General features: G+C 60.3%; 18 protein-coding genes and 1 pseudogene. 9 read left to right on the top strand and 10 right to left on the bottom strand.

All coding sequences use genetic code 11. The features are described 5' to 3' along the window. Positions 1 to 51: 51 nt before the first annotated feature. A complete protein-coding gene (locus tag ABE423_RS01665; RefSeq protein WP_346484712.1) occupies positions 52 to 867 on the bottom strand; it encodes an AraC family transcriptional regulator in 816 nt (271 codons plus the stop codon). An 89-nt stretch (positions 868 to 956) separates the two neighbouring features. On the opposite strand from ABE423_RS01665, the gene moeB reads away from it, so the two are divergent. From moeB to guaA, 6 genes are all read left to right on the top strand, one after another. Continuing rightward, positions 957 to 2,093 carry a molybdopterin-synthase adenylyltransferase MoeB gene (gene moeB, locus ABE423_RS01660; protein ID WP_346484711.1) on the top strand — a complete coding sequence of 379 codons (1,137 nt, stop codon included), beginning with the start codon at positions 957 to 959 and terminating at the stop codon, positions 2,091 to 2,093. 218 nt (positions 2,094 to 2,311) lie between these two features. Beyond that, positions 2,312 to 4,144: a monovalent cation:proton antiporter-2 (CPA2) family protein gene (locus ABE423_RS01655; RefSeq protein ID WP_346484710.1), complete on the top strand. Its 1,833-nt coding sequence runs from the start codon at positions 2,312 to 2,314 to the stop codon at positions 4,142 to 4,144. A 285-nt stretch (positions 4,145 to 4,429) separates the two neighbouring features. Next, positions 4,430 to 5,308 (top strand): bifunctional methylenetetrahydrofolate dehydrogenase/methenyltetrahydrofolate cyclohydrolase FolD, encoded by an 879-nt coding sequence (gene folD, locus ABE423_RS01650; RefSeq protein WP_049402332.1) that lies wholly within the window; start codon positions 4,430 to 4,432, stop codon positions 5,306 to 5,308. 230 nt (positions 5,309 to 5,538) lie between these two features. Further along, on the top strand, positions 5,539 to 6,996 hold the full coding sequence (gene guaB, locus ABE423_RS01645) for an IMP dehydrogenase (RefSeq protein ID WP_049483302.1): 1,458 nt from the start codon (positions 5,539 to 5,541) through the stop codon (positions 6,994 to 6,996). Between the two features lie 107 nt (positions 6,997 to 7,103). After that, complete coding sequence (locus ABE423_RS01640) at positions 7,104 to 7,580, top strand: hypothetical protein (protein WP_346484726.1); 477 nt, start codon at positions 7,104 to 7,106, stop codon at positions 7,578 to 7,580. Next, on the top strand, positions 7,577 to 9,142 hold the full coding sequence (gene guaA, locus ABE423_RS01635) for a glutamine-hydrolyzing GMP synthase (RefSeq protein ID WP_005413109.1): 1,566 nt from the start codon (positions 7,577 to 7,579) through the stop codon (positions 9,140 to 9,142). Before ABE423_RS01640 ends, guaA begins: the two co-directional genes overlap by 4 nt. Before the next feature lie 160 nt (positions 9,143 to 9,302). Here guaA and ABE423_RS01630 read toward each other — a convergent pair whose 3' ends face one another. From ABE423_RS01630 to ABE423_RS01620, 3 genes are all read right to left on the bottom strand, one after another. Continuing rightward, positions 9,303 to 10,148 (bottom strand): HNH endonuclease, encoded by an 846-nt coding sequence (locus tag ABE423_RS01630; RefSeq protein WP_346484709.1) that lies wholly within the window; start codon positions 10,146 to 10,148, stop codon positions 9,303 to 9,305. A 22-nt stretch (positions 10,149 to 10,170) separates the two neighbouring features. Further along, positions 10,171 to 11,658, bottom strand: coding sequence for an AAA family ATPase (locus ABE423_RS01625; RefSeq protein ID WP_346484708.1), 1,488 nt, complete (start codon positions 11,656 to 11,658; stop codon positions 10,171 to 10,173). Positions 11,659 to 12,323: 665 nt separating this feature from the next. After that, on the bottom strand, positions 12,324 to 13,145 hold the full coding sequence (locus tag ABE423_RS01620; protein WP_346484707.1) for a restriction endonuclease: 822 nt from the start codon (positions 13,143 to 13,145) through the stop codon (positions 12,324 to 12,326). 449 nt (positions 13,146 to 13,594) lie between these two features. Between ABE423_RS01620 and ABE423_RS01615 the strand changes: the two are divergent. Further along, a pseudogene (locus ABE423_RS01615) lies at positions 13,595 to 13,819 on the top strand (transposase); the annotation flags it as partial. Between the two features lie 734 nt (positions 13,820 to 14,553). On the opposite strand, the gene ABE423_RS01610 reads toward ABE423_RS01615, so the two are convergent. After that, on the bottom strand, positions 14,554 to 15,660 hold the full coding sequence (locus ABE423_RS01610; RefSeq protein WP_346484706.1) for an SAVED domain-containing protein: 1,107 nt from the start codon (positions 15,658 to 15,660) through the stop codon (positions 14,554 to 14,556). Between the two features lie 777 nt (positions 15,661 to 16,437). Further along, on the bottom strand, positions 16,438 to 17,601 hold the full coding sequence (locus ABE423_RS01605; RefSeq protein ID WP_346484705.1) for a nucleotidyltransferase: 1,164 nt from the start codon (positions 17,599 to 17,601) through the stop codon (positions 16,438 to 16,440). Between the two features lie 808 nt (positions 17,602 to 18,409). Between ABE423_RS01605 and ABE423_RS01600 the strand changes: the two genes are divergently transcribed. Together ABE423_RS01600 and ABE423_RS01595 are read left to right on the top strand one after the other, a co-directional pair. Continuing rightward, the gene (locus ABE423_RS01600; RefSeq protein ID WP_346484704.1) at positions 18,410 to 20,074 is read left to right on the top strand and encodes a hypothetical protein; all 1,665 of its coding nucleotides are present in this window, start codon (positions 18,410 to 18,412) and stop codon (positions 20,072 to 20,074) included. A gap of 142 nt (positions 20,075 to 20,216) precedes the next feature. Further along, the gene (locus ABE423_RS01595; RefSeq protein ID WP_346484703.1) at positions 20,217 to 20,591 is read left to right on the top strand and encodes a DUF2384 domain-containing protein; all 375 of its coding nucleotides are present in this window, start codon (positions 20,217 to 20,219) and stop codon (positions 20,589 to 20,591) included. Between the two features lie 91 nt (positions 20,592 to 20,682). Here ABE423_RS01595 and ABE423_RS01590 read toward each other — a convergent pair whose 3' ends face one another. The 4 genes from ABE423_RS01590 to ABE423_RS01575 form a co-directional block, all read right to left on the bottom strand. Continuing rightward, positions 20,683 to 22,266, bottom strand: coding sequence for an LA2681 family HEPN domain-containing protein (locus ABE423_RS01590; protein ID WP_346484702.1), 1,584 nt, complete (start codon positions 22,264 to 22,266; stop codon positions 20,683 to 20,685). Positions 22,267 to 22,298: 32 nt separating this feature from the next. Beyond that, positions 22,299 to 23,216 (bottom strand): DEAD/DEAH box helicase family protein, encoded by a 918-nt coding sequence (locus ABE423_RS01585; protein WP_346484701.1) that lies wholly within the window; start codon positions 23,214 to 23,216, stop codon positions 22,299 to 22,301. Positions 23,217 to 23,456: 240 nt separating this feature from the next. Beyond that, positions 23,457 to 23,813 carry a hypothetical protein gene (locus ABE423_RS01580; RefSeq protein ID WP_065184067.1) on the bottom strand — a complete coding sequence of 119 codons (357 nt, stop codon included), beginning with the start codon at positions 23,811 to 23,813 and terminating at the stop codon, positions 23,457 to 23,459. Positions 23,814 to 24,353: 540 nt separating this feature from the next. Next, positions 24,354 to 25,277 (bottom strand): LysR family transcriptional regulator, encoded by a 924-nt coding sequence (locus ABE423_RS01575; protein WP_346484700.1) that lies wholly within the window; start codon positions 25,275 to 25,277, stop codon positions 24,354 to 24,356. Positions 25,278 to 25,371: the final 94 nt, after the last annotated feature.

Genomic DNA, 25,371 nt, shown 5'->3' with positions numbered 1-25,371 from the left:
GGCGCCAGTGTGGGGATGCGCCGCGCGATGGTATTGAACGTTATTGCAGGCTCAGCGCCGGTACTGGCCCGGGGTCGCACCGGCGTGGGCCTTGAAGACCCGCTGGAAATGGCTCTGGTCGGCGAACCCCAATGCATGGGCGACCACGGCCAGTGCCTGCCCTTCGCACAGCCGCCGCCGGGCCTCCTGGATGCGCTGGTCGATCTGCCAGGCGTGCGGGGTCAGGCCCGTGGCACGTCGGAAGGCGCGGATCAGCTGGTAGCGGCTCATGCCTGCCAGCGATGCCAGCTCCTGCAGGGCCGGGGTGTGTTCGAGCCGCTGGCGCAGAATGTCCATCACCGGCTGCAGCCGCTGCTGTAATGCGGCATCTTCAGGTGGGCCGGCCACGGCTACACCATCGTGTTCATCCAGATCGCCGACGAACGCGATCAGGGCCGCTTCCTTGACGCTGACCGGATCGTCGGAGAACAGCGTCTCGTTGAGCTGGCAGTACTGCTGGTAGCGCGGGCGATGGTTGGAAATCCGGATCGGTTCCTGCTGCCAGTCGGGTTCGGGCAGGTCGTCATACTCGGCGCGGACCTCGGCCATCCAGCGCGCGTCCAGATGCAGCATCTGGTAGCTCCAGACCTGGCCGGGCAGGGGGTTGCAGGCGTGCACGCGGCCTGCAGGTACGCCGACCAGGCTGCCAGGCTGCAGCAGGCGCGGTCCTTCCACAGCACCGGTGAACAGGCTGCTGCCGGCGTCCACGGCGCCGATCGAGAAGGTGTCATGGCTGTGCGGGCGATGGCAGGCGCGGCTGTCGCACGCCCGTCGGCTTTCGACGAAGGGCATGCGCGGGTCACGCCAGAATTCGGTGGCAGAGCGCATGCAGCGGTTCCGGGATGCAGGGGGCAACGCCCGCATGGTGCCATGTTCGGGGCAAGGCGCGGCGAAGGTGTCTGCGCGATAATGCGGCCATGAGCATCCAAGAGCTTTCCCCCGCGCGGGCACGCGAGCGCCTGGCCCACGGCGCGGTGCTGATCGATGTGCGCGAAGCGCACGAACGGGCCGGCGGGATGGCCGAGGGCGCGCGCGGCGTGTCCAAGGGCGAACTGCAGGCCGACCCGGCCGCGCATCTGCCAAAGCACGACCAGGAGATCCTGCTGATCTGCCAGAGCGGCAAGCGCTCGGCAGATGCCGCGCAGTTTCTGCAGGAGGCCGGCTACACCCACGTCGCTTCCGTGACGGGCGGCACCGTGGCCTGGCGCGAGCAATCGCTGCCGCTGGTGCAGCCGCTGGCCAGCGCCGCCGACCGCGATTTCTACGACCGCTATTCGCGCCACCTGCTGCTGCCGCAGGTGGGCGAGGCCGGCCAGCGCCGGCTGCAGCAGTCGCGGGTGCTGGTGCTGGGTGCCGGCGGCCTGGGCGCGCCGGCCGGCTTCTATCTGGCCGCGGCCGGGGTAGGGCACCTGCGCTTCGCCGACCACGACCGGGTGGAGCGCAGCAACCTGCACCGGCAGATCGTGCATACCGAAGCCAGCGTCGGCCAGCTCAAGGTCGATTCCGCGCGCGAGCGGCTGCTGGCGCTGAACCCGTCGATCGAGGTCGAGGCGGTGCCGGAGCGGGTCACCTCCGAGAACGTGGATGCGCTGATCGAGGGCGTGGACGTGGTGCTGGATGGGTCGGACAACTTCCCGCTGCGCTATCTGCTCAACGACGCCTGCATCAAGCACGCCAAACCGCTGGTGTATGCCGCCATCGAGCGCTTTGATGGCCAGGTAAGCGTGTTTGACGCTGGCCGCCAGCGTGGCGTGGCGCCGTGCTACCGCTGCCTGTTCCCGGAGCCGCCGCCGCCGGAGTTCGCACCGAACTGTTCCGAGGCCGGTGTGCTGGGTGTGCTGCCTGGCCTGGCCGGGGTGCTGCAGGCCACCGAGGTGCTGAAGCTGCTGCTGGGTATCGGCGAGCCGCTGGTCGGCCGCCTGCTGCGCTTCGATGCGCTGGGCATGCGCTTCCGCGAGACCGGCATCCGGCCGGACCCGCATTGCCCGGTGTGCGCGCCGGGTGTGCCGTTCCCGGGGTATATCGACTACGCCGCGTTTTGCCGGAGCGGGTGAGCCCGGCCGGGGATTCATCCACGCATGGCGTGGATCTACTAATGCTTCGGTAGATCCACGCCATGCGTGGATGGATGTATCGGGTTTCGGGATGATGTTGGGGTCTGTCCCCGGCATCGTTCCACCTCCAAGACAATCCGGCGCAACATGCGTGCTATTGCCGTCATCGGCATTGCTCTATTGTTGAACCCGATTCTGGATCTTGGGGAAAACACCGCATGGCGGTAGAAGCAGCGACCAGCGAGCTGGTCAAGGTCGTGGCCCTGCTGGGCGCGGCGGTGGTGATGGTGCCTTTGTTCCGCCGGGCCGGCCTGGGCTCGGTGCTGGGCTACTTCGCCGCTGGCCTGGCGATCGGACCGTTCGGGCTGGGCTGGTTCTCCGACCCGCAGGCCATCCTGCATACCGCCGAGCTCGGCGTGGTGATGTTCCTGTTCGTGATCGGCCTGGAGATGCGACCCTCGCATCTGTGGAGCCTGCGTAAGGAGATCTTCGGGCTGGGCACGCTGCAGATCGTCACCTGTGCGCTGGTCCTGACCAGTATCGCCAAGCTGTTCGGCCTGCCATGGCAGGTGGCCTTCATCGGTGCCACCGGCTTCGTGCTCACCTCCACCGCGGTGGTAATGCAGCTGCTGGCCGAGCGTGGCGACATCGCGCTGCTGTCGGGGCAGAAGATCGTCTCCATCCTGCTGTTCGAAGACCTGCTGATCGTGCCGTTGCTGGCGCTGGTGGCCTGGATGGGCCCGAGCGCAGGCAGTGCCGACGGCGAGGGCTCGCGCTGGTTGTCGGTGGCGATCGGCGTCGGTGCCATCGTCGGCCTGGTGCTGGTCGGCCGCTTCCTGCTCAACCCGCTGTTCCGCGTGCTGGCCGAATCGAAGGCGCGCGAGGTGATGACCGCCGCTGCGCTGCTGGTGGTGCTGGGTGCGGCGCTGCTGATGCAGCTGTCCGGCCTGTCGATGGCGATGGGCGCGTTCCTGGCCGGCGTGCTGTTGAGCGAGTCGACCTTCCGTCACCAGATCGAGGCGGACATCGAACCGTTCCGCGGCATCCTGCTCGGCCTGTTCTTCCTCAGCGTGGGCATGGCGCTGGACCTGAGTGTGGTGGCTGGCAACTGGCAGCTGATCCTCGGCCTGGTGCTGGCGTTGATGACGGCCAAGGCGCTGTGCATCTACGTGGTCGCGCGCGTGATGGGCAGCGATCACGCGCAGGCGCTGGATCGTGGTGTGCTGATGGCGCAGGGCGGCGAGTTCGCCTTCGTGTTGTTCTCCGCCGCCGCATCGGCCGGCGTGATCGACCTGGAGATCAATGCCAACTTCACCGCCGTGGTGGTGCTGTCGATGGCGCTGACCCCGCTGGTGGTACTGGTCTACAAGCGCATCGCACCGAAGCCGACGGTGAACATGGACGGTGTGGACGAGGCCGACGGCCTGTCCGGCAGCGTGCTGCTGATCGGCTTCGGCCGCTTCGGCCAGGTCGCGAGCCAGTCGCTGCTGGCGCGCGACGTGGACGTGACCATCATCGACAACGATGTGGAGATGATCCAGAGCGCCGCGCGCTTCGGTTTCAAGATCTACTACGGCGATGGCACGCGTCTGGACGTGCTGCACGCGTCAGGCGCGGCCACCGCGCGTGCGATTGCGGTGTGCGTGGACAAGGCCGAAGCGGCTGATCGCATCGTTGAACTGGTGGCGCACGAGTTCCCGCAGGCCAAGCTGATGGTGCGTTCGTTCGACCGCGAGCATTCGCTGCGGCTGATCCATGCCGGTGTCGATTTCCAGATCCGCGAGACGTTTGAATCGGCAGTGCTGTTCGGCCAGGCCGCGCTGGTGGAGCTGGGGGCGGATGAGGATGACGCGGTGGAGATCGCCGAGCAGATCCGCCGTCGCGATGCCGAGCGCTTTGAGCTGGAAATTGCCGGTGGTGGTTTGAATGCCGGCGCACGGATGATCTACGGCAACAGCCCGCAGGGCGTGCCGACGCCGACGCCGTTCACTGCGCCGAAGCGGGAGAGCAAGACGCTGAACCCGCAGGATGTGCCGGAAGAGGAAGAATAAAGCCCGGTAGTGTCGGCCGCTGGTCGGCAACCTCATGACGTCGGGACGTTTCCGTATTTGCCGGCCAGCGGCCGGCACTACCGACGGATAGTGCGCTGAGGTTGCCGGCCAGCGGCCGGCACTACCAGGTGGTCGGCCATTTGCCGTTGTCGGCCAGCGGCCCGTGTTGCCGGTCGGTGGCAATGTGCCGTTGTCGGTCAGCGGCCGGCATTGCCAAAGCCGGCGGTGGGCGAGGGGGCCTGAATCGGGGACAATAGCGTCCCCGCCGCCCCACGCCTGCTCCCGATGACCGATTCCGCCCCCCAGCATCCTGCCCGCATCCTCGATGGCCGCCGCATCGCCGAGGACCTGCTCGACAGCCTGAAGGTGCGCGTCGACGCGCGCGTGGCCGCCGGCGGCAGCCGCCCGGGCCTGGCCGTGGTGCTGGTCGGTGGCGACCCGGCTTCGACCGTGTACGTGCGCAACAAGCGCCGTGCCGCCGAGAAGGTCGGCATCGAGGCACATGACTACGACCTGCCGGCCGGTACTACCGAAGCCGAGCTGCTCGACCTGATCGACCAGCTCAACGCCGATCCGAAGATCAACGGCATCCTGATCCAGCTGCCGCTGCCGGGCATCCCCGACGCGCGCCGGCTGATCCAGCGCATCGACCCGCGCAAGGACGTGGACGGCTTCCATCCGGAAAACGTCGGCCACCTGGCCCTGCGCGAGTTCGGCCTGCGCCCTTGCACTCCGCGCGGCATCACCACGCTGCTGGGCCACACCGACCAGCCGGTGCGCGGCCGTAACGCCACCATCGTGGGCGTGAGCAACCACGTCGGTCGCCCGATGGGCCTGGAGCTGCTGATTGCCGGCTGCACCGTGACCAGCTGCCACAAGTTCACCCCCAAGGACGTGCTGGAACAGGCCGTGCGCAATGCCGACATCCTGGTGGTGGCGGTGGGCCGCCCGGGCATCGTGCCGGGCGAGTGGGTGAAGCCGGGCGCGGTGGTGATTGATGTGGGCATCAACCGGTTGGATGACGGCCGCCTGGTGGGTGATGTCGGGTTTGAAGCGGCCGCCCAGCGGGCGAGCTGGATCACCCCGGTGCCGGGTGGTGTGGGCCCGATGACCGTGGCCACGTTGATGCAGAACACGCTGGAAGCCGCGGAAGCGCTGAGCTGACCTTTTGGGGTGGGTGCCGACCGTTGGTCGGCACAATGCCGGGGCAGGCCGATGACCCGCTCCTGGTAGGTGCCAACCTTGGTTGGCACCTACCAAAGGCGGTATGCCGCTGGCCCGGATGGCCCCCTGAACCAACCACCGCCCGCGCGACACTGCGTCGCATCTACCCCCTGCCACAGGGTGCCAAAAAGGGGTAAAATGTCGCGCTTCCCCACATCTCGGGTATGCCGATGCTGCGCATCCAGGCTGAAGCACTCACTTACGACGACGTCTCGCTCGTCCCCGCCCACTCGACCATCCTGCCCAAGGACGTCAACCTCGAAACGCGGTTGACTCGCGACCTGAAGCTGAAGCTTCCGATCCTGTCCGCCGCCATGGATACCGTCACCGAAGCCCGCCTGGCCATCGCCATGGCCCAGCTCGGCGGCATGGGCATCATCCACAAGAATCTCAGCCTGGAACAGCAGGCCGCGGAAGTGGCCAAGGTCAAGAAGTTCGAGGCCGGCGTCATCCGCGACCCGATCACCGTCGGCCCGGAAACCACCATCCGCGACGTGCTGGCCCTGACCCAGGCGCACAACATCTCCGGCGTGCCGGTGGTGGGCAGCGACGGCCTGCTGGCCGGCATCGTGACCCACCGCGATATGCGCTTCGAGACCGAGCTGGACGATCCGGTCCGCCACATCATGACCAAGAAGGATCGCCTGATCACGGTCAAGGAAGGCGCGGCCTCTGACGAAGTGCTGCAGCTGCTGCACCGCAACCGCATCGAAAAGGTGCTGGTGGTCAACGATTCGTTCGAACTGCGTGGCCTGATCACCGTCAAGGACATCCAGAAGAACACCGACTTCCCGAACGCTGCCAAGGATCTGTCGACCCGCCTGCTGGTCGGCGCGGCCGTCGGCGTCGGTGGCGATACCGATCGCCGCGTGGAAGCGCTGGTCGCCGCCGGCGTGGACGTGATCGTGGTCGATACCGCGCACGGCCACTCGCAGGGCGTGCTGGACCGCGTCAGCTGGGTCAAGAAGAACTTCCCGCAGGTGCAGGTCATCGGTGGCAACATCTGCACCGGCGAAGCCGCACTGGCGCTGCTGGACAGCGGCGCGGACGCAGTCAAGGTCGGCATCGGCCCGGGCTCGATCTGCACCACCCGCGTCGTCGCCGGCGTCGGCGTGCCGCAGGTCACCGCCATTGATCTGGTGGCCGAAGCGCTGCAGGACCGCATCCCGCTGATCGCCGACGGTGGCATCCGCTACTCGGGCGACATCGGCAAGGCGCTGGCCGCCGGTGCCTCGACCATCATGGTCGGTGGCCTGCTGGCCGGTACCGAGGAATCGCCGGGCGAGACCGAGCTGTACCAAGGCCGTTCGTATAAGAGCTACCGCGGCATGGGTTCGCTGGCTGCCATGGAGAAGGGGTCGAAGGACCGCTACTTCCAGGACGCCGCCACCGCCGACAAGCTGGTGCCGGAAGGCATCGAAGGCCGCGTGCCGTACCGCGGCCCGGTGGGCGGCATCATCCACCAGCTGATGGGCGGCCTGCGCGCCACCATGGGCTACGTGGGCTGCGCCACCATCGAAGACATGCGCAGCAAGCCCAAGTTCGTGAAGATCAGCGGCGCCGGCCAGCGTGAGAGCCACGTCCACGACGTGACGATCACCAAAGAGCCGCCGAACTACCGCGCCTGATGCGCTTGCGAACTGCTCTTGCGATTACGGGCAGCCTGCTGATGGCAGGCTGTTCGTTGTCCGAACCGCCGCCGCGCTCCGGGTCTCCGGGCGCGGCGGTTTCGCAATTGCAGGACGTGCAGGCGTGCCAGAACGCGTTCTCGCTGCCGAAGGGCTGGCAGGTGCAGGCCGCTGGCGAACAGCGCTGGCTGCTGAAGGGCACCGGCGAGCGCCCGCTGCAGGTCACGTTGCAATGCGTGACCGAACTTCTGCACGGGCCGGATGATCCGGTGCTGACACCGGTACTGGGCGCGCTGGAGCCCGCACGGATGAGCGTGCGCTGGGCGTCCTGGGGCGCTGCGGATTCGGGTGTCTCGATGGCGGCGCTGCAACGGCGCATCGTGCCCGGCACCGAAGTGCAGGAAATCGCCGAACTGCCGCGCGCCGACCGCGCCAACCCCAATGCACCGCACGGCCTGCTGATGCTGCGCTGGGACGAGGAAGACCCCTCACATATTCAACAACGCGAGGCGTTCATCGCCACGCTGACGCAGAGCCTTGAAGCGCCGGGCGCTGCGAAAAACACCACTGGAACGGCACCATGACCAACATCCATAACGACAAGATCCTCATCCTCGATTTCGGCGCGCAGTACACGCAGCTGATCGCCCGCCGCATCCGCGAGCTGGGCGTCTACTGCGAAATCTGGGCGTGGGACCACAACCCGGCCGAGATCGCCGCGTTCGGCGCCAAGGGCATCATCCTGTCCGGTGGCCCTGAATCGACCACGCTGCCGGGCGCCCCGGCCGCGCCGCAGGAAGTGTTCGACAGCGGCCTGCCGATCTTCGGCATCTGCTACGGCATGCAGACCCTGGCCGCCCAGCTGGGCGGTGCGACCGAAGCCGCTGACCAGCGCGAGTTCGGCCACGCCGAAGTGAACGTGATCAACCCGGATGCACTGTTCAAGGGCCTGAGCGACCACGGCGGCGAGCCGAAGCTGAATGTCTGGATGAGCCATGGCGACCACGTCTCCGTTGCGCCGCCGGGCTTCACCATCACCGCTACTACCGACCGCATTCCGGTGGCCGCCATGGCCAACGAAGAAAAGCGCTGGTACGGCGTGCAGTTCCACCCGGAAGTGACCCACACCCTGCAGGGCCAGGCGCTGCTGCGCCGCTTCGTGGTGGATGTGTGCGGCTGCCAGACCCTGTGGACCGCCGCCAACATCATCGACGACCAGATCGCCCGCGTGCGCGAACAGGTGGGCGATGACGAAGTGATCCTGGGCCTTTCCGGCGGCGTCGATTCGTCCGTCGTGGCCGCGCTGCTGCACAAGGCCATCGGAGAAAAGCTGACCTGCGTGTTCGTGGATACCGGCCTGCTGCGCTGGCAGGAAGGCGACCAGGTGATGGCGATGTTCGCCGAGCACATGGGCGTGAAGGTGGTGCGCGTGAATGCCGCCGATCGTTACTTCGCCGCGCTGGAAGGCGTGAGCGACCCGGAGGCCAAGCGCAAGATCATCGGCAACCTGTTCGTTGAGATCTTCGATGAAGAGTCGAACAAGCTGAAGAACGCCAAGTGGCTGGCGCAGGGCACCATCTACCCGGACGTGATCGAGTCGGCCGGCAGCAAGACCGGCAAGGCACACGTGATCAAGAGCCACCACAACGTGGGCGGCCTGCCGGAGCACATGAAGCTGGGCCTGGTGGAGCCGCTGCGCGAGCTGTTCAAGGACGAAGTGCGCCGCCTGGGCGTCGAGCTGGGCCTGCCGCGCACCATGGTCTACCGCCATCCGTTCCCGGGCCCGGGCCTGGGCGTGCGTATCCTGGGTGAAGTGAAGCGCGAATACGCTGAGCTGCTGGCCAAGGCCGATGCCATCTTCATCGATGAGCTGCGCAAGGCCGACCTGTACGACAAGACCAGCCAGGCGTTCGCCGTGTTCCTGCCGGTGAAGTCGGTGGGCGTGGTGGGCGACGCGCGCGCATATGAGTGGGTGATTGCGCTGCGGGCCGTGGAGACGATTGACTTCATGACGGCGCACTGGGCGCATCTGCCGTATGAGTTCCTGGGGACGGTGAGCAACCGGATCATCAATGAGTTGCGGGGGGTGTCGCGGGTTGTCTATGACATCTCGGGGAAGCCGCCGGCTACTATTGAGTGGGAGTGAGTTGAAAGAACGAGGGCGCCGAGAGGCGCCCTTCTCGTATGTGGTAAAGGCGCTGCTGTCTTTGCGGTTGGGTATACCTGGATGCGCTAGTACCTGCTGCCGTTAACCAGTAGTGAGCCGCAATCGTGACGCCAGCGTGGTCGAGGGCAGGCTGGGTTCCTTATCCTCGTCTAATTGGTTTGACGAATCCGCCGCCACAGAATTCTGCCGACGCCGCCAATGCGTCAATTAGCGCAACCTCCCAATGGTTGCTTGTGCGGCTGGGTCGCAGTCCGTCTGCGAGGGCGCGGAGCTCCATCGCAAGCCGAGCCCCTCCGCCCGACTTAAAGAAACGTTGAAAAGTTGGATTGTTCCGCGACATCATCGATGCCGACTTCTTAAAGAAGCGTTCTGCTAAGTTAAGTGCTAAGAACTGCCTCTCCAGCACCAAGCTAAAGTCTGCATTTGCGGGGTCATGATTTATTTTAAATGAGACGATGGTTTCAGTGCCGGTCGAATCAATGCTCGCGCGTATGAAACTGTACGCTGGAATTGTGTCGAAATAGCTATGGATGAATATTCTATTGCCTCCGGCGCACAGGAACTGATCTCGCTTGTACACGGTATTGCACGCGTGGCAGAGGGGTACCAGATTGGCTGGGAGAATTGCGAACTCTGGGTGCGTCTCTTTGGGAATGTAGTGGTCCAGAGTCAACGGCTCTCCAATTCCACAATAGGGGCACTCGTCAAAGTCATTTACCTCAGGGGCTAAGAGGTAATCTCTCATTATCGTCAAGCTTTTGGTTCGGCTGCTGTACGCGTGAACCAGTGCCTTCTTTCGCGTTGATGGAAGGTCTATTGGAATCAGGCTGGCGAAGTCATGCGCTTTAGCCAAATACTCGACATAAGCTACGCATACTTTGTTTTTAGCAAGCGCCAGCTGTCTGGAGCGAAATCCTCTTTTCTCAGACGATATGAGTTGATAGTATTTCTGAGCATCCAGTGTAGGTTTTGGTAAATTTCTCATCACTCATCCTTGATGTTGAATTCTAGGTAATAAATGAGCGGGCTGTCATTCCAAGAGGTTTCTCAAAAAGTCTCTCGATGTCCTTGATCGACATTCCTTGATCGGAGAGGCTCTTAAGCACTGCATAGAAATTAGATTGTTCGAATGGTAGGCCAAACACATCCTCTGTAAGTGTTGATAGTTCCTCGCCGAATGACTCTCTGGTCAGTGCCTTTACTGTAGGAAAATTTGGAGTTCCGGAGAGAACGTTCACATATCGGGATGGAGTTTCCTGAAGGACCACCGGGGAGTGTGTGGCGACGATCGCAAACGAGTCAAATTCATCCAGGACGCTGCGCAGCGAATGCATGAATGAGGACGTAAGTGACGGGTGCAAATGAGTCTCGGGTTCATCAACTATGATTAGGGACGAAGACTCCGCATGGCTGACGATTTTAGTCAACATTGCTAGCACAATCTTTTGGCCGGAGCTAAGTGTTTGGAATTTCTCAATAATATTTGTCTCGTCGACCGACGACATCGCTGGGTCGCTCAGAACATGTGACAGGCAAGTCCTGAACGTTTCCCTCCGTGCCAGCGAATCAATGGTATTAAGTGCAGATTTAAATTCCTCAAATATCTCAATTGATCTTTTTATGCGGTAACTTCCATCATTAGTTCTTTCTCTTAATCCGCAGTACTTGTAGCCAAAGATGGATCCAGTCTTTGAGATCAATTTTTGCTCGATCTTACTCTTTCCTGGGATCTCAAAGCTGTCAAATGCGGAGTATGCCACGACTATTACGTTAGTAAATTCTGGGCGGCCTTTCGGAAAGCTTTTGCGGTGAGATTCGCTTGCTTCATCCTGTGTGTCATGCCCGTAACCAGAGACGGCCTTTGCAAGGTTGCTCAGCAACTGAGTTTTTCCTGTGCCGTTTCTTCCTATGATTACGCATATTCTTGAAGGTATTTTCGCAACAGTGGGGTCGGAAAAAGAAAAATGCAAAATATGTTCTTTTGAAAATCCTCTGAGCATAGAGCGAAATGTGAAATCGCATACAGCCCGCTTGTCTTCATTGTTCTCCACGTTGCTGGCTTTAGAGGAGAACTGTTCTCTTGCAAATTTTAGAGCAGCTTGTGCGGGTGTGAAGCGGGTCAGCGAATTTACAAACTGTGGGGTTTCGCTGAACTTGGAATAGATATTTCTATCAAATGCGCAATCGCGCAACGAAACCAGTACTGCCTTCTCGTGCTCTGGCGTAAGGTTCCGTAGTCGTCGGTAGAAATCTATGCTCTGCCCCAATGAGCAGAAAGAATCTGGAAGAGCAGTCCACCCGTTCTGGATCTTAGGAGAGCCGAGTCGAACATTGCAGTCAATAATTTTGACTTGTCCGATAATATGCCTTTCAGTGCCGCTACGTACTGTAAGCAAGAATGTCGTTTTGAGCCCGAAGTCATCCCAGTTGTCCGCTTTCAGGTTGATGTGGAATTGCCCTGCTGGATCGCGACTTGATTCAACGAAAATCTTCATATTTCCAGTCCTTTCTTGGGTTCTTGCGCCTATCTCGCTAGTCTAAAGGGGCGAGAAAATATGCGATTCCGGTTGCCTGGGCCATGTGGCCCTAACGCTGTCACGAACATGGCTCCAGCGTACGCCCTAGAGCGGTCTCATTGCTTCGGCGGACTCATTGCTGTGCGCGAGGTTTTGGGGAAATTGCAGGTTGAACGGGTTGCTGGTGAGAGGTCATCAGGAACCCTTTCGTTGACATTTTTGACGAATAGTCGAGCAAGCTGAAGAGCTGTATGGGGTCAGCGTAGAGCACTTTCCAACTAGGCGTGATCGGCGGGTCGGCGCCAGCACCCGTGGGGCGTCTGTCATCAATAGACACAATAACATCGGTGGGCTGCGGGAGCACATGAAACTGGTTCTGGTAGAGCTGCTGCGCGAGGACGAAGTGCACCGACTGGTGTCGAACCGCGCCTGTCGCGCAACAGGGTTTACCGCAATGCGTTTCCGGGCTCGGGCTCGGTAGCGAATCAGCGATTGAAGCCCGGTCGGAGCCATGCTTCTGCGGTGAAGCTCTACATATAGCAGGGCAGCGCGTTCCGGCTCTATACAGGTGTTCGGGCGATCTCCGCGGCGGCGATCGAGCCATTGCAGTAGTTCCTAGATACGCCACGCCCGAACGAGCGAACTCAACCTTCTGCGACGTCAGCATTCAGGCTCTCATCGTCTGCGACCGCCAAGCGACGATTGACGCGTTCCTCAATCGAAGGAATTTCCCCACCATAATACTCGCGGATGAGCTCTTCTCTTGAAACGGGAATGCCGATAAATGGCGCATCTGGTGCTGCGCCAGGAGGGAGAAAAAGCAGTTGCGCACGAGCATTCATCCTCTTCTCGTACAGTTCCAAAGATAGCAAGAAGGCTCGAAAGGCAAATCGAGGCAACCCTCGTACCGCCCAGCGTTTCGGATCAAGCTCCGCTTCGCGAAGCGCTCTCTCCGCGTGATATCTGGAGAACATCAGTGGAATAACTCCCTGCCCCGACTCGTCCTTCTGCCCGAAGTGGGTTCCGGTTACCTTGCCGTCGCGCAACTCCATGATGACCCAGAACGGCTCTCCCACATAGTCTTCCTCGGGCAAGCCGACGGTGGATAGCCGTTGTGCAATGATATTGCCAGCGGACGGCAATTGATCGAAGCGCAGAGGAACAATGTCGTGATGCTGCGCGAAGGTCTCGGCACCGGTTTGATAGCCGCAACGTGAGACCATCAGTCCGGTAATGTTGCCGATGTCGCGCAGCTTCGACTCAAACTCCTGTACTTGCCCCTTCGACACCGGCGTCGCCCAGTCCTTGCATTCGATTGCGACGCGGTGGCGGACGCCTGCCCGGCCGAACTCGTAATACACGTCGACCTCATGCCTGGCGCCACTCTTACCAACCATCGTCACCGAATTGCCAACTACTATGCCTTCATCCTTCAAATTAAGCAGGTAGCTGTAAATCCACTGCACGTTCTTTTCCAATGAAGATCCGGGTTTCACCTTCTCTCTCCGCCGCGCTTGTAGCGTCCAATCCACCTGAGAAATCCACTATCGCACGAGAACCGCCGCGTTCGCACCACCTACAGTGTTCACCTTGGCAACGAGCCGCCAATTATCAAGGTGGCAGTCAGAAGTAGCTCTGGCCCTGCGACTGACAAAGATGCTTCCGCGCTTTAGGGAAAGCTGTCCAGTGGTGACTGCGGCTTATTCGTAGCCTTGGGCACGTTTAACCCATCGTCCCGCAACTCCGAGCAGAGCAAGCCAAGCTTGCGGCTGATTGACGGCGATGGGCTTGTGGCGCTGATCTTTGCCTGCCCCAAGCAGTTCGACTAGCGACACAAGGGTCTTCTACTGGCCTGCCCCCGGTTTCCAGGGCCAGCCTAACTTAAGTAGAGTCCGTCCCCATACCGAGGACGGACATGAAGAAGCGTTTCACCGACGAGCAGATTATTGGCTTCCTGAAGCAGGCGGCCGCTGGCACCCCGATCAAGGAGCTGTGCCGCAAGCACGGTTTCAGCGATGCCTCCTTCTACCCGTGGCGCCGCAAGTTCGGCGGCTTGGATATGTCCGATGCCAAGCGGCTCAAGGCGCTTGAGGCGGAGAACGCAAAGCTCAAGAAGATGCTGGCCGAGGCGATGCTGGATCTGCAGGCGGACTGTACGAGGAAATAGTGCAGTCCGACGATCGGATGATGACCCCAAGATCGGTAGTAGACCGCAATGAAGGCCTTGTACCAGACGGTGCGGCAGCACCCTATCAAGATGATGGATGCCACTACCACGCACCCCATGGGCCTGCCCATGATGGTGCCGAGTATTAGCTCGTACTGCTGCTTGGCGATCGCGTCCATCTGAGTGGAGTGAAGCTCATCCATCATCCGAAGCGACTTCGCAGTAAGCTCCTGCATCGCAGACGTCCAGAATCCTGCAGCAGTCCACAAGAGTACGGCCGTCGCGAGCAGAGAGGCTCCCAAACCTCTGCGTTGGGACTTTGCAAAGCGCGCGGGCGTGGAAACAAGTGGAAACAGGAGCAATACGGCGATTGGGTTGAACTTGAGCAAGCCTTCGACCATTCGCGCTTTTCTAGCGACCCAGATGTAAGCATTCAACGCAAAATCCTGCAATCGGCGAAGGGTATCCACTACCTGGGATCCGGCTTGCAACGTGAGGGGCACGCGCGCGAATCGCTTTGCTCTAGAGTCTTTCGTCGCCATCTTGCTTTCGAGACCAGGCCAATGGAGGAGCCCGGCAGTCTATGGCGGGTTTCTCCGCGCGCATCAACCAAAGCTGAGCTGCTCAGTTGCCCCACTGGCGCTAAAGTGTTTGCGGAGCATGCCGCACGGTAGCCCGGGGGACAACTGCGCACGCACTGGTGCCAATCAGCATGCCACCTCTTCAGAACTGGTTTTTACGAGTTCCACATCGCTTGGTCTAATCAGAACAGACCAAGGATAAGCTGGCCTAAGCTTACGTTCGTACTGATAGCAGGCAATCTCCGGCATGTTCCTGCGATCGTAGGCGCGCCCCAGCCTAAGCGACAGAGTACTGGACGCAGCCAACACCAGCGAGACCCTTCTAACGCCCTTGTTGCCAAGAGTTGCAACTGCAGCCGTAAATTGTGCCGCCAGTGCATCCTGCTTTGCACCCGACCAAAGCGAACCGGGCAGTGGATTCGCCAGCGACAGCGACACCACAGGCACCTCTCCGAATGTATCCTTGACGGCGGAGACGTCGGTCAGGTACGACGCAGAGACAGCGAGCACCACGTGGTGACTTCCGTTTGGCAATTCATCCATTCCGGAAAGCTCGAAGCGCTCACCATCATCAGGCTCATCAAGCGACTTCCAGACTTCGGTTACTCGATCCCAGTCGAAAGGTAGAACCCGGCCTTCATCGTCGAGCATTACACCCGCCAAAAAAAGGAGCGGCACCTGCAGTACCCCTCCGACCACCACTTTCACATCAGATCGTGGGCGAGATCCTCGCAGGCGCCTAATCAGGTCCGGAACCGCTACGATCTTTTGCATTGCATGCCTGATGGCTCCGGCCGTTGCGAGCTCGCGAACATCAATGAGCGCGTCCAGCCTCTGACCGGTCAGACCGCGGGGTACAGAATTCAGGAGCGAACTGTCCGAGGTGTCAACGAGCCCTCTAAGCTCCACCACGACAATCGCGGCACGTTCCGCGGCTTTCCTGGAGGATCTCCAGTCGAACAGCATCAGTCCCACGCCCGCCAGGGCCAGCGAAAGGCCAGAGAAGAGCACCACTATCAACAATGTCTCTGGTAGACCATCATTAGTCGAGGCGAAGCCTGCCAAGTGAAGCGCGCCGGCAGAGCCACGCACACCAAAAGTCCAACCTCCGGTCAAGCTTGTCGCGGCCAGTGCCACACCCGAGCCCAGCATGATCCTACCGGGATGACGACGACGGATCACCCAGTGCACCAAGAGGGACACCCAATCCTGCAGCTTAGAATTCCAGCTCATAGAAGCCTCAAGATAGTCAGTTCGCCAAACCAAGTAACAACGGATGTTGCGTCCGGACAGATCGCACCACTAGCGGGGAACTGGCCGCTCGCCCAGAGAGATCCCTAGGCGAACTTCCTGCCTGAAGTACAGTCTTCGCTTGGCGTCGATAGAAGGACCTTGGTGCAAAGCGTCGAAAGGGCATCAGCGAGGCGTGCAGCCTGCACTTTGCCAGCCGAAGCCCGCAGCCGCATGGGCACATCATCTTGTTGGCCACTCGCCTCCGCAGTGCAAGCAGATGCAAAGTGTAGGCTACGCGATCCCGGCCTTTGATCGAGAAGATCCGTTGGTAGTCGTCGACGAGTCCCGCTGTGCCATGCGCAAGTTCATCAAATGGGAATCCAGGCAGACCCTGCTCTCGCCATGATGCAGCGTATAGAAATGGCACGAGGCACTTCTCGACAAATGCGACCAAAGTCGGCCTGTTGCCCAGAACAGCCAGAATTGCAAGGGGAGACCCGAGGCATAGATCACCATCGAAATTTATATGGTTATCTGCACCACGCGGGATTCGCCCGCCAATTTCGTATGCCTTGGGTAGCTCCGACGACGAGCCCAGCGGAACCTCAATACGAACCCGATACTCGTCGATGATCGTAGGCTTGCCTGGCGGTGATGACTCGAACGCGACAGCCCCTTCAACAATAGCAGTACCTGGCTGATGGACTGGGCGCCGACGCAGTCGCGAGAATGCATCGAGCAACCTTCCAATGTCCGCCTCAGCGAAATGCATCCCCTTTATCCGCGCCAAGGCGCCGGGGGCGCGTCAATCGCAACTCGCCGAGCCGTCGGAGCCAGTGCCGCCCCTCCGGTGAGCGCCCGTGCTGCGTCTGCACCGAGGGACACCTCGAAGTCGTCCTTAGCGACCTCGATAAGCCGCTGGGGAACGCTGATCGACCGCCATGCGTCGAACGCGGTCAACGCCGAGTCGATCCATTGATAGAAATTGAGGCGAAGTGGGCAGTTGGGGCCAGTCCATCGGTCCGCAAAATTTTCGTGCGGGTTGATCGGATTAAGAATCTCCATGGATCGCCTATCACGAACCTCTTTCAGCCCATTGAGAGCCCGACCCAACGTCACGTCGAGGGACTCCCCGGGAACGCAAGCTAATCCTGCGATTGTCGTAATCAGGATGGAGGCCGGCTTCAATTCTGCCTGATCTACAAACATCACATCCCGATGCCGCTTAAGCAGCTGCACCGTCTGCTGCAATGGTTGGCGTGCGCGATACACCGGTACGGGATCTACCTGAGCTTCAGCCAGTGCACGCAAGCCCGAAGGCTCCATGCGCGAGGTGAACCATTTCTGATAGCCGCCAGGGTTACTGGATGGCCAGTCTTTGGTCAGCATCTTGAAGTCGTCGCGCTGATCGTCGGTGATCCAAAGAGCGCGACGAGCCACTTCCTGCGCCAATGACCGGCCTACGCCGGCGGTTACCATGCGCTCCGTCAGCACAGAGCGGCGCTGGTCATCGGCGCGGAGGCCCGGCACGACGTCCATGTGGAACGCGAGCTCATCTTGGTAGCTCAGGCGCCAGCAGCGACGTTTCGGTTCAAGCGGGCTCTGAATACCCCTAGACTTCCGATACGCCTCCAGCTCGACGCGAATCATCTCCTTAAGGTCGGCCTGCGAGTGCGACTCACGGGAAATGCCTTCGCGCAGTTTGCAACTGAAGTCGAGGTCGTATTCCTCTTCGGGATTGACGGGCCTAATGGCCGTCCCAAGAGCAAACGAGCCCTGGACGAAGATGTGCGCGTCATAGGGCGCGAGAGTAGAGCTATCCCTGGAAATCCAACTTGCGAGGTCGTGGTATCGACTCTCCGCTCGCTTGTAGGCGCCTTCGGGCAAATCAATGTCCTTCAACAGCACTTCCAACCGCGACTTCGGTGCCAAGCTATCCATAAACCACTCCCTTGATTGAGTCATGCGGTGTTGCACATAACTGAGCGACTCCCGTTACCCATCGCTCTCGTTGCTGCGGGCTGCTTCGGTGGGTTCTGCCAACCCAGGCCCAATTTTAGAACTGTGGGCTGCGTCGCACTTTCACAAGGGCATGATGTGGGGTTGTCGTCTCACCGGCTGAGAATCAAGAAAAGGGACGGTATCGGGTAGGCCTGCTTGGCCCTGAGGCACCTCTTCTAGGAGGATCCGCATGGCCCCAACGCCTAGTCGCCCCTTGGGCCCTTAGGGGTAGCCCGGTCCCTGGAACCTCCAAGGACCCTAGGGGACTTGGGGGTATGGAGGGCCTGCGGGGCCTTGAGGGCCTCGGGGTCCCTGGAGGCCTGGCAGCCCTTGGGGGGGCCGGAGGTCTCTGAAGCCCCCCCTATCCCTGCGTTCCCTCGGCCCATTGGGTAAAGGAAGCTGTGACCTTGCAGGCGCTGGCCATACCGGGTCCAAGTGTCTTAAAGCTCCGCCTACCTACTGGGCCGTCACGTTGGGCCGTACAACCTCTTGGAGCCTCAATGCAGCCGACGCAGGTCTACTGGCGAGTCCTATGTTCTCAAGCGGAGACAACTGAGACAGTCTCTGCCGGTCTACGCCGGCGCGCGCTTGACGCGAGCAGTCGGCGCTGCGCCCAGTTGCCCCCTCGAAGGAAGACATCCGTGACGACACAGACCGTATGGAGGTCGGTCACTCAACCCAGGCATGACGACGCTTCCCTGCACACATTTTGAGAGTGTATTTTTGTAGAGAATTCTGGGACCCATCCATGTCCGCCCAAGAGAACCTCGAGCGATTTGTTGCTAGCAGTATTCGTGGCGCGATCTGTCTCCAAGGTCCATGGGGAGGTGGCAAGACCCATCTATGGAAGAGCGTCGTCAAGTCGCAGAAGGTTGAGCACACATACGTCTCACTTTTCGGCATCAACTCACTTGCTGGACTCAAGGCTCAGATCGCACTGTCAGCTCAGGATCAGCGGGGTGTGAGCTTTCTGAAGCGGCGCTACTACTTCAGAGACATTCTTGGCGCCATTACTCGTTCAGCCCCCCTAGTTCCATCCAGGTTCGGCGGTAGCTCGGCATTGACCGAGGCGACACAGTCGCTGGCATTTCACTTCGTCAAGAACCGCCTGGTCTGCATAGACGATGTCGAACGCAGGGGCGAAAAACTCCAACTTAAGGACGTACTCGGCCTCGTTTCCTATCTCGAAGAACAGCGAGGCTGTCGAGTTTGTGTAATCCTCAACTCTGGTGCGTTCGATGACGCTGATGCAGATGTGTGGGCTAGTCAGCGAGAAAAGGTATTTGAGGCGGAGCTGCTTTACGACCCATCCGCAACCCAAGTGATCAGCGTCGCGCTGGGTTCTGGCGACCAACTGCAGGCGTGGTATCCCCATGCGGTCAAAGCACTGGAAGATCTCTCCATCCGCAACGTTCGCATCATTCGACGGATTGCTCGCATGCTGGGGCTCGTCTTTGGTGAACTAACACAGCTTCACGAATTCACGCTGATAAGAGTCGTACGCGACTTGGTCTTTCTTGAATTCTGTCACAACGGCACCGCCATGGGCGCACCTAGCTTGGAGCTCCTGAAGCGGACGTCGCCGCTTTCATTTGCAGCGGAGCGACTGGAACGTGAGAAGGGTGGTGGTCAACTGTCAGCAGAAGAGCTGGCTCTGGCGGAGAAGATCAGCAACTATGGCATTGATGGAAGCGACAGGCTAACTTTGCTCTTGTCTGACAGCGTAGCTGCTGGCTTTCCCGTGGATGGGCTAGCTCAAGCCATTGAGGCACGGGATCGCGAGGAAAGGACAAATGCCAAGCACCATCGATTCTCGGCTTCATGGCGCCGGTACCGAGGAGATCTCTCAGCAGAAGAGGAGGATGTCCTCGTTGAGATGATGGAGAGTTGGAAGGGTGTTGTTGACACTGACAGCTCACGTAACGCAGACGATCTGGCCCGACTCATGCGAGTGCATGGGCATCCTGAAATGGCGTCTGAGATCATCTCAGGCTGGGTCAACGCGCGCCTCGGGGCAAGGGTCGGAGAGATGGGCGAGGAGGCTGTCTCATTCTTTGGGGAAATCCAAGATCCCGAATTTCTCGACGCACTTGGTAAGGCCCGTCAAAGTTCCGCGACTCTCATCGACTTAGACCTCGCCTTGGAGGCTATTGGCAAGGGGACAGGCGACCAGGACTCCTTCAATGCAGTGGCTTCCGCAGAGGTATCAGAGCTAGTCGCTGCGCTGAAGCGCATGCCGCAGAGCTTTCTAGTATTGAAGGCGCTTTTGGGCAGGCGGTCAGAGTACCCAAGTGCCTACTCACGCGCGGGAAGCAATGCTGAAGAGGCATTGAGGTCGATTGCACGTGAATCGGAATGGAATGGACTGAGGGTGAAGTCAACCTATGGAATCTCGCTTTCCGGTGGAGATTGAGCACACAAGTTTGCCTCGATCTAGGGCAACTACTAGGTGAGCGCCCACCTGCCCAGGCAGTCCAACCAACACACGCTGGTTGCGAACTACAGCACTTCCAAGTTCGGATATCCTCAAGATTGGCTAGTGAAGATAGAACTCCATGAACCGACCTGCGACTAGCGGTCCAATTGATCTAGAAGGTGCTGCGCTTAGAACATTCGTTCGAATCGCAGAGGCATGGCAGCTAACAGAGGAGGATCAGCGCAAGATCCTTGCCCTGCCCGAAGCAGAACCATGGCAAGCCGTTGAAGAGTTTCCTGTAGAAGGTACGACCCCACTGCGCATCTCATACATCATCTCAATCTACCGGATCCTCCATACAATTTTTTCAGATCGATCGCAGGCCGATGGCTGGGTCCACCGCTCGAACTCCGCCGAGATCTTTGGCGGCCGCACAGCCATCCAAGTCCTCTGTAGCGGAGAGCTGCGCTCATTTGAATCCATCCGGGACCACCTTGCTGCTCAACAAGGTTAAGTAGGATGCCGCGGCAACATGGTCTTCAACTGCTATCCAGATAGCGAGAGTGACTTAAGAGGGGGAGCCATCCAAAGACTCCCAAATGGAGCTACGTGGGTTCGCGCCGTTTTCGCCAGTTCACGAGGCTCGACAGGGGCATCACTGCCTTCAGGCTATCAGGATTGATCCTCTCCTTACGTCGCTCTTCCACGCCAATGGCCAGGCTCACGTAGATCAGGGCTGATCGTGCCATCTTCGTTACGCGCACCGCCTTGGCTTCGAGCTCATCACTTCCAATGCTGAACCCGACATCAGGGGCTGCTTCATGACCGATGGGGAAAGGTCTTGTCCAGCCTTCGTATACCCGTAGATACGTGTGCTCAAGCGCATTTCGAATGCGCTGAAGATCTCGAGCATCGGCTGCTGTAGTGCCTTGTATCTCATCGTCAAAGAGCTCTTTTGAGAGCCAAAACAGTCCTCGAAGCGGAAGATTTTCACGGGCTTCAAGCTGTGGCAGCAGGCGACGCCCGCCTTCAACCATCCAGACATTCCTGAAGCTAATAGAGTGCGGAACCTTGCCAAGATTCCAGTAAAGGTCCACGAGGAACGCGACCTTATCGAGAAGAGAGTACCCGACTCGGAAGGCAGTTCTGACCCGCTCAGTAGCCAGGGAGTGAAGGGGGTAGTCCAATGTGTCAACGAGAGACACACCCTTGTCCGAGAAGTGAACTCGAGAACTAGTTGCACCCTCGTAGAGCATGAAGCGCGCGGAAACGTACTCCTGCTTCAACTGATTGAAGAATCCTACTATAGGCGGAGGAAGGTGGCCCTCAGCCCTCTCGCCGATACGCTCCGTTAGCGGCGGCAGCATGAGCTCGTCTACCCCTGCGTCGGGAAGATCTCCAAGATCATTCAGGGGGTTCAGAAACAGCCCACGTTGAAGGCACCAGTTCCGATAGCTGCGCTCAGCGTTAGACTGCCGGTTCTCGGGGACCTGGCGCCTTCGAATCTCTCGAATAGCGGGTATGTCGCACATGCGCGAGAGCTGATCTGCCTTGCCCGCGAAGTACTCAAGAGCTGGCTCCAGTCCCTCGGAATCGAGGACCGCATCTTTTGAAGTGGCTGCCGTAAGTGCATCAAAGGCGTGAAGTGCCAGAGTAGAACGCTGACCCGGGTCTGATACCATCTTGGCATACGTCAACAGGCCGCAGCCCAGATTCCCCGAGGCCATTGCAAATCGCGGAATGATACTCAACGCTTTTGACCAAAGCTCAATCGCGTCGATCGTTCGTCCCGTCGTATTAAGTTGGTTTGCCTGATTGGTCAGGATCTGACAGCGACGGAGCCTATCCAGCTCTTGGAAGCCTGGGTGGCTCGCGGATCGAGAAAGAGCCAACAGTTCCTTCTGTCGCAGTGGCTCCTCCCATGCCCAGGATTGCCTGACCTTCTCAGTCTTGGCCAAACAGGAGAAAGCGTTGGCACGCAAGTACTCAGACAGCGCGCCATTCCTATCGTTCAACCCCCGTTCGGAAAGCTGATCAAGTAGACGAATTGCTCGGTTAGCACCTTTCGCCAACCCTTGGTCTGTGGACGAATCCACTAGAAGCGCGATGTGATCTATAGCTTCGGCATCACTCAACTTTGTGATCGTCCGCTCGCACAGCCGCCTGAATTGCTCAACGGAACTTTCCATAGCACCTCAAGTACACCAAAGACAGTGCCGTCTCAGCTGGCAGGTAGCCCAAAGTTCAGTTCCCGATACAGCTCAATGATCCGATTAGCATTAGATATCGTGGCGCATCGCGCCATAAGAATGTGATCGAAACCCTCTTCCAGGTCGTTGGCTAGCAGATCAACGGCTTTGGCGGCGATGGTTCGATCAATCTCGCTGGTTAGATACTCGCGAACAGGAAAGAAATCAATCTTCTGAAAGTAGTTGTCTCGCTGCGCTTGGCTCAGGCTATAGTTGAAGATGATCTTGCCTTCTAACCGCTGCTGGTCGAGGCGGAATGGCGTCGCAGTGAAGTAGATGGCTGGCTTGGAGCCGAAAGCATTTCGAATGCGTCCCCACGTCATGGCGGCAACGTGGTGAGCCTCGTCAAAGATGAGGTGACTGAAGTGCGCTGCAAAGGCTTCCAGTTCGTTGTCATCTAATTGGGTCAATGCCGCAGGCGTCGCGATGGTGACGTTGGAGGCTTCGATGGCTTGCACGTCGACTGCAGCATTGCGACCATCGATGCGATGGACGATCGGTGAAAGAACGTCGTCGGAAATCGCATTGATGGTCCGTAGACGTTGCAAGCTGGCCAATCGATCACCAATTTGGGTGCGAAGCGCGTCAGATGGCACGATCAGCAGTGTGCGTCGGAACCGACCGGCTATGATGATTGCGAAGATTGTGTCCGTTTTTCCGGTGCCGGTAGGCATAACAACGGTCCCTGGCACTTCGGGATCGGAGTCCAGATGGGAAAAAACAGCAAATGCAGCAGCGCGTTGAGGCTTCCGAAATCCGGTATACCCATTGGCTGGCCCTTCTACCGCGAAATTTAGGGTGTGTCCGGCCCAACTTTGGTAAACCGCGTTCTTGCGAAAAAAAAGCGACATCAACATCCATTGATTTCCTCCAGTGAAGCCGACTTCCATCTGTCTTCCATCCGTCTCGCTGAGGACGGTCACACTAAGCTACCATTCTGCCAGTTGATCATTGAGTTGGAAGTGGGGAGAGCATAGTTCTTGGCTAGCGCCCGTGAAAGTGAGCGTCAAACCTTTGGCGCGCAGGGAGAGGTTATGCCCGAGTTGTGAAGGGCAGAGTTTGGGAGTTTCCGTTCTTGGCCGAAAACGGACACCGGGTTCGTCAGCAGGCATCCAAGCGGCGAAGGGAACCTACTCTGGCCTAACCTCCCGACAAGCCCACTCAACCAGCCCCCGGCAAGCCAGAAACAACCCGTCCACAACCCCCTCATCCAAATGCCGCTCCGGGTCTGCTGCCACCCTGCAGCGGTCCGCAGCGTGCAGCAGCTCCAACACCGTCAGCGCCCCCACCATCGCGCGCTCGCTCCGTGCTAGGCTCACGCGCCGGCCGGGCGACACATCGGTTTCCGGCCACGGGTGCCCATCTGCACCCTCGCAGCCGCGCATGCGCTTGAGGATGCCTAGGAGGTAGTTCAGGTCGGGCAGGGAAGCGTCGTCGTTGATGGGCTCAACAACGGTGTAGGCGGAGAGGATGTCAGAATCGTTCATGGCGTCGGTTTCCTTGGCTGTGCTTAACAGCGCCACCGCGTAAGCGGGTGGCGGACGGTGCGGGTTGCAAACCGGGACGCAGAGAAGTGACCGGCGGGCCCGAAGGCCCCCGCGCACCGTCCGCCATATAGGCCGACGGATTGCCAGCCGGCACCGCCTCAAGGACGGTGCCGACTGGCAAGCGTTTTCACTCTACGTCTCGGGTTTGCACGCCCGGCCACCCGTTGTCGGTGGCGCGTCATGGTGTTTACACCGCCGCTGCGAACGCCAATAGAAAATGGCGAACAGGAAGCGGAATTCGAGAGCGAGGAACTATTGTGGCATGCACCATTCGTGCAGCACGCGACACCGCCAGACGTATTCGCGCAGCTGCTCTGTTGATTGCGATTCAGAATGACGCAATCGCCCGCGCCGCAAGCGAATAGCGCGACGGCCTTCTTTACAACAGTTCTTAGTCTTGCTCTGCAGGCAACGGTGCCCGACCAGCCTCACGCCCTGAAAAGCGGTTCAAACACGACACCCCCAGCAGGCAGCGCAGCCTCAACCAGCAACGTCCGAAGCCACAGCTGCATTCCCCACCAGCAATTCAATCATCGCCCGCGCCGCAGCCGACTGCCGCCGATGCGGCGCATAGATCACCGAGAACGGCCGCGACCGTCCCCGCAGCTGCGGCAGCACTTCCACCAGCTCCCCACGCTGCAATCGCTCGCGCACGATGAACTCATAGCTCTGGCAGATGCCAATGCCCTGTTCGGCCAGCGACACCACGCCCAGCACATCGTCGGAGGTTTCGATGGACGAACGCGGCAGCCAGTCAACGTCGCGTCCACCGTCGCGGAAGATCCACGGCGCCAGCCGCCCGGTGCGCGGCATCACGAAGGGCAGGCACAGGTGCTGCTGCAGGTCGTCCAGCGTCTGCGGCGTGCCCCGGCGCTGCAGGTACTGTGGCGAAGCCACCAGCACCAAAGGCGCATCTTCCAGCTTCCGCCCCACCAGCCCGCTGTCCGGCAGCTGGCCCAGGCGGATGGCCAGGTCGAAGCCTTCGGCCACCAGGTCCACGTTGCGGTTGGTGATGTTCAGTTCCACCTGCACCTGCGGGTACTGCTGCGCAAAGCGCGCCAGCACGGGCGGCAGCCGGTAGTGGCCATAGGTGGTGGGCACGCTCAGGCGCACGCGGCCGGCCAGCGCGCCGTCCTGGCCCTGTACGTCGCGCTCGGCGTCGTCCAGCAGGCCGAAGGCGGTGCGCACCTGTTCCAGATAGAGCCGCCCGGCGTCGGTCAGGCCCACGCGGCGGGTGGTCCGCTGCAGCAGCTGCCGGCCCAGCCGCGCTTCCAGGCGGGTGACCGCGCGGCTCAGCACCGAAGGCGTGGTGGACAGCGCCACCGCGCCGGCCGTGAACGAGCCGTGCTCGACCACCGCCAGGAACACCTCCACGTCGCCCAGGTAGTCGAACTTGCGGCTCATTTAGCTCTCCGGGGAACAGATGTTTTGCGATGGGGCCAATTTATCGCCGCTGGGGCGATGAATAAAGTGGCGGCCATTCCCCGATAGGAGCTCC

Origin of the sequence: Stenotrophomonas sp. TWI1409 (genome assembly GCF_039673015.1) — a bacterium.
GTDB classification, from domain to species: Bacteria; Pseudomonadota; Gammaproteobacteria; order Xanthomonadales; family Xanthomonadaceae; genus Stenotrophomonas; species Stenotrophomonas maltophilia_A.
This window is presented reverse-complemented; position numbering and strand designations above follow the sequence as displayed.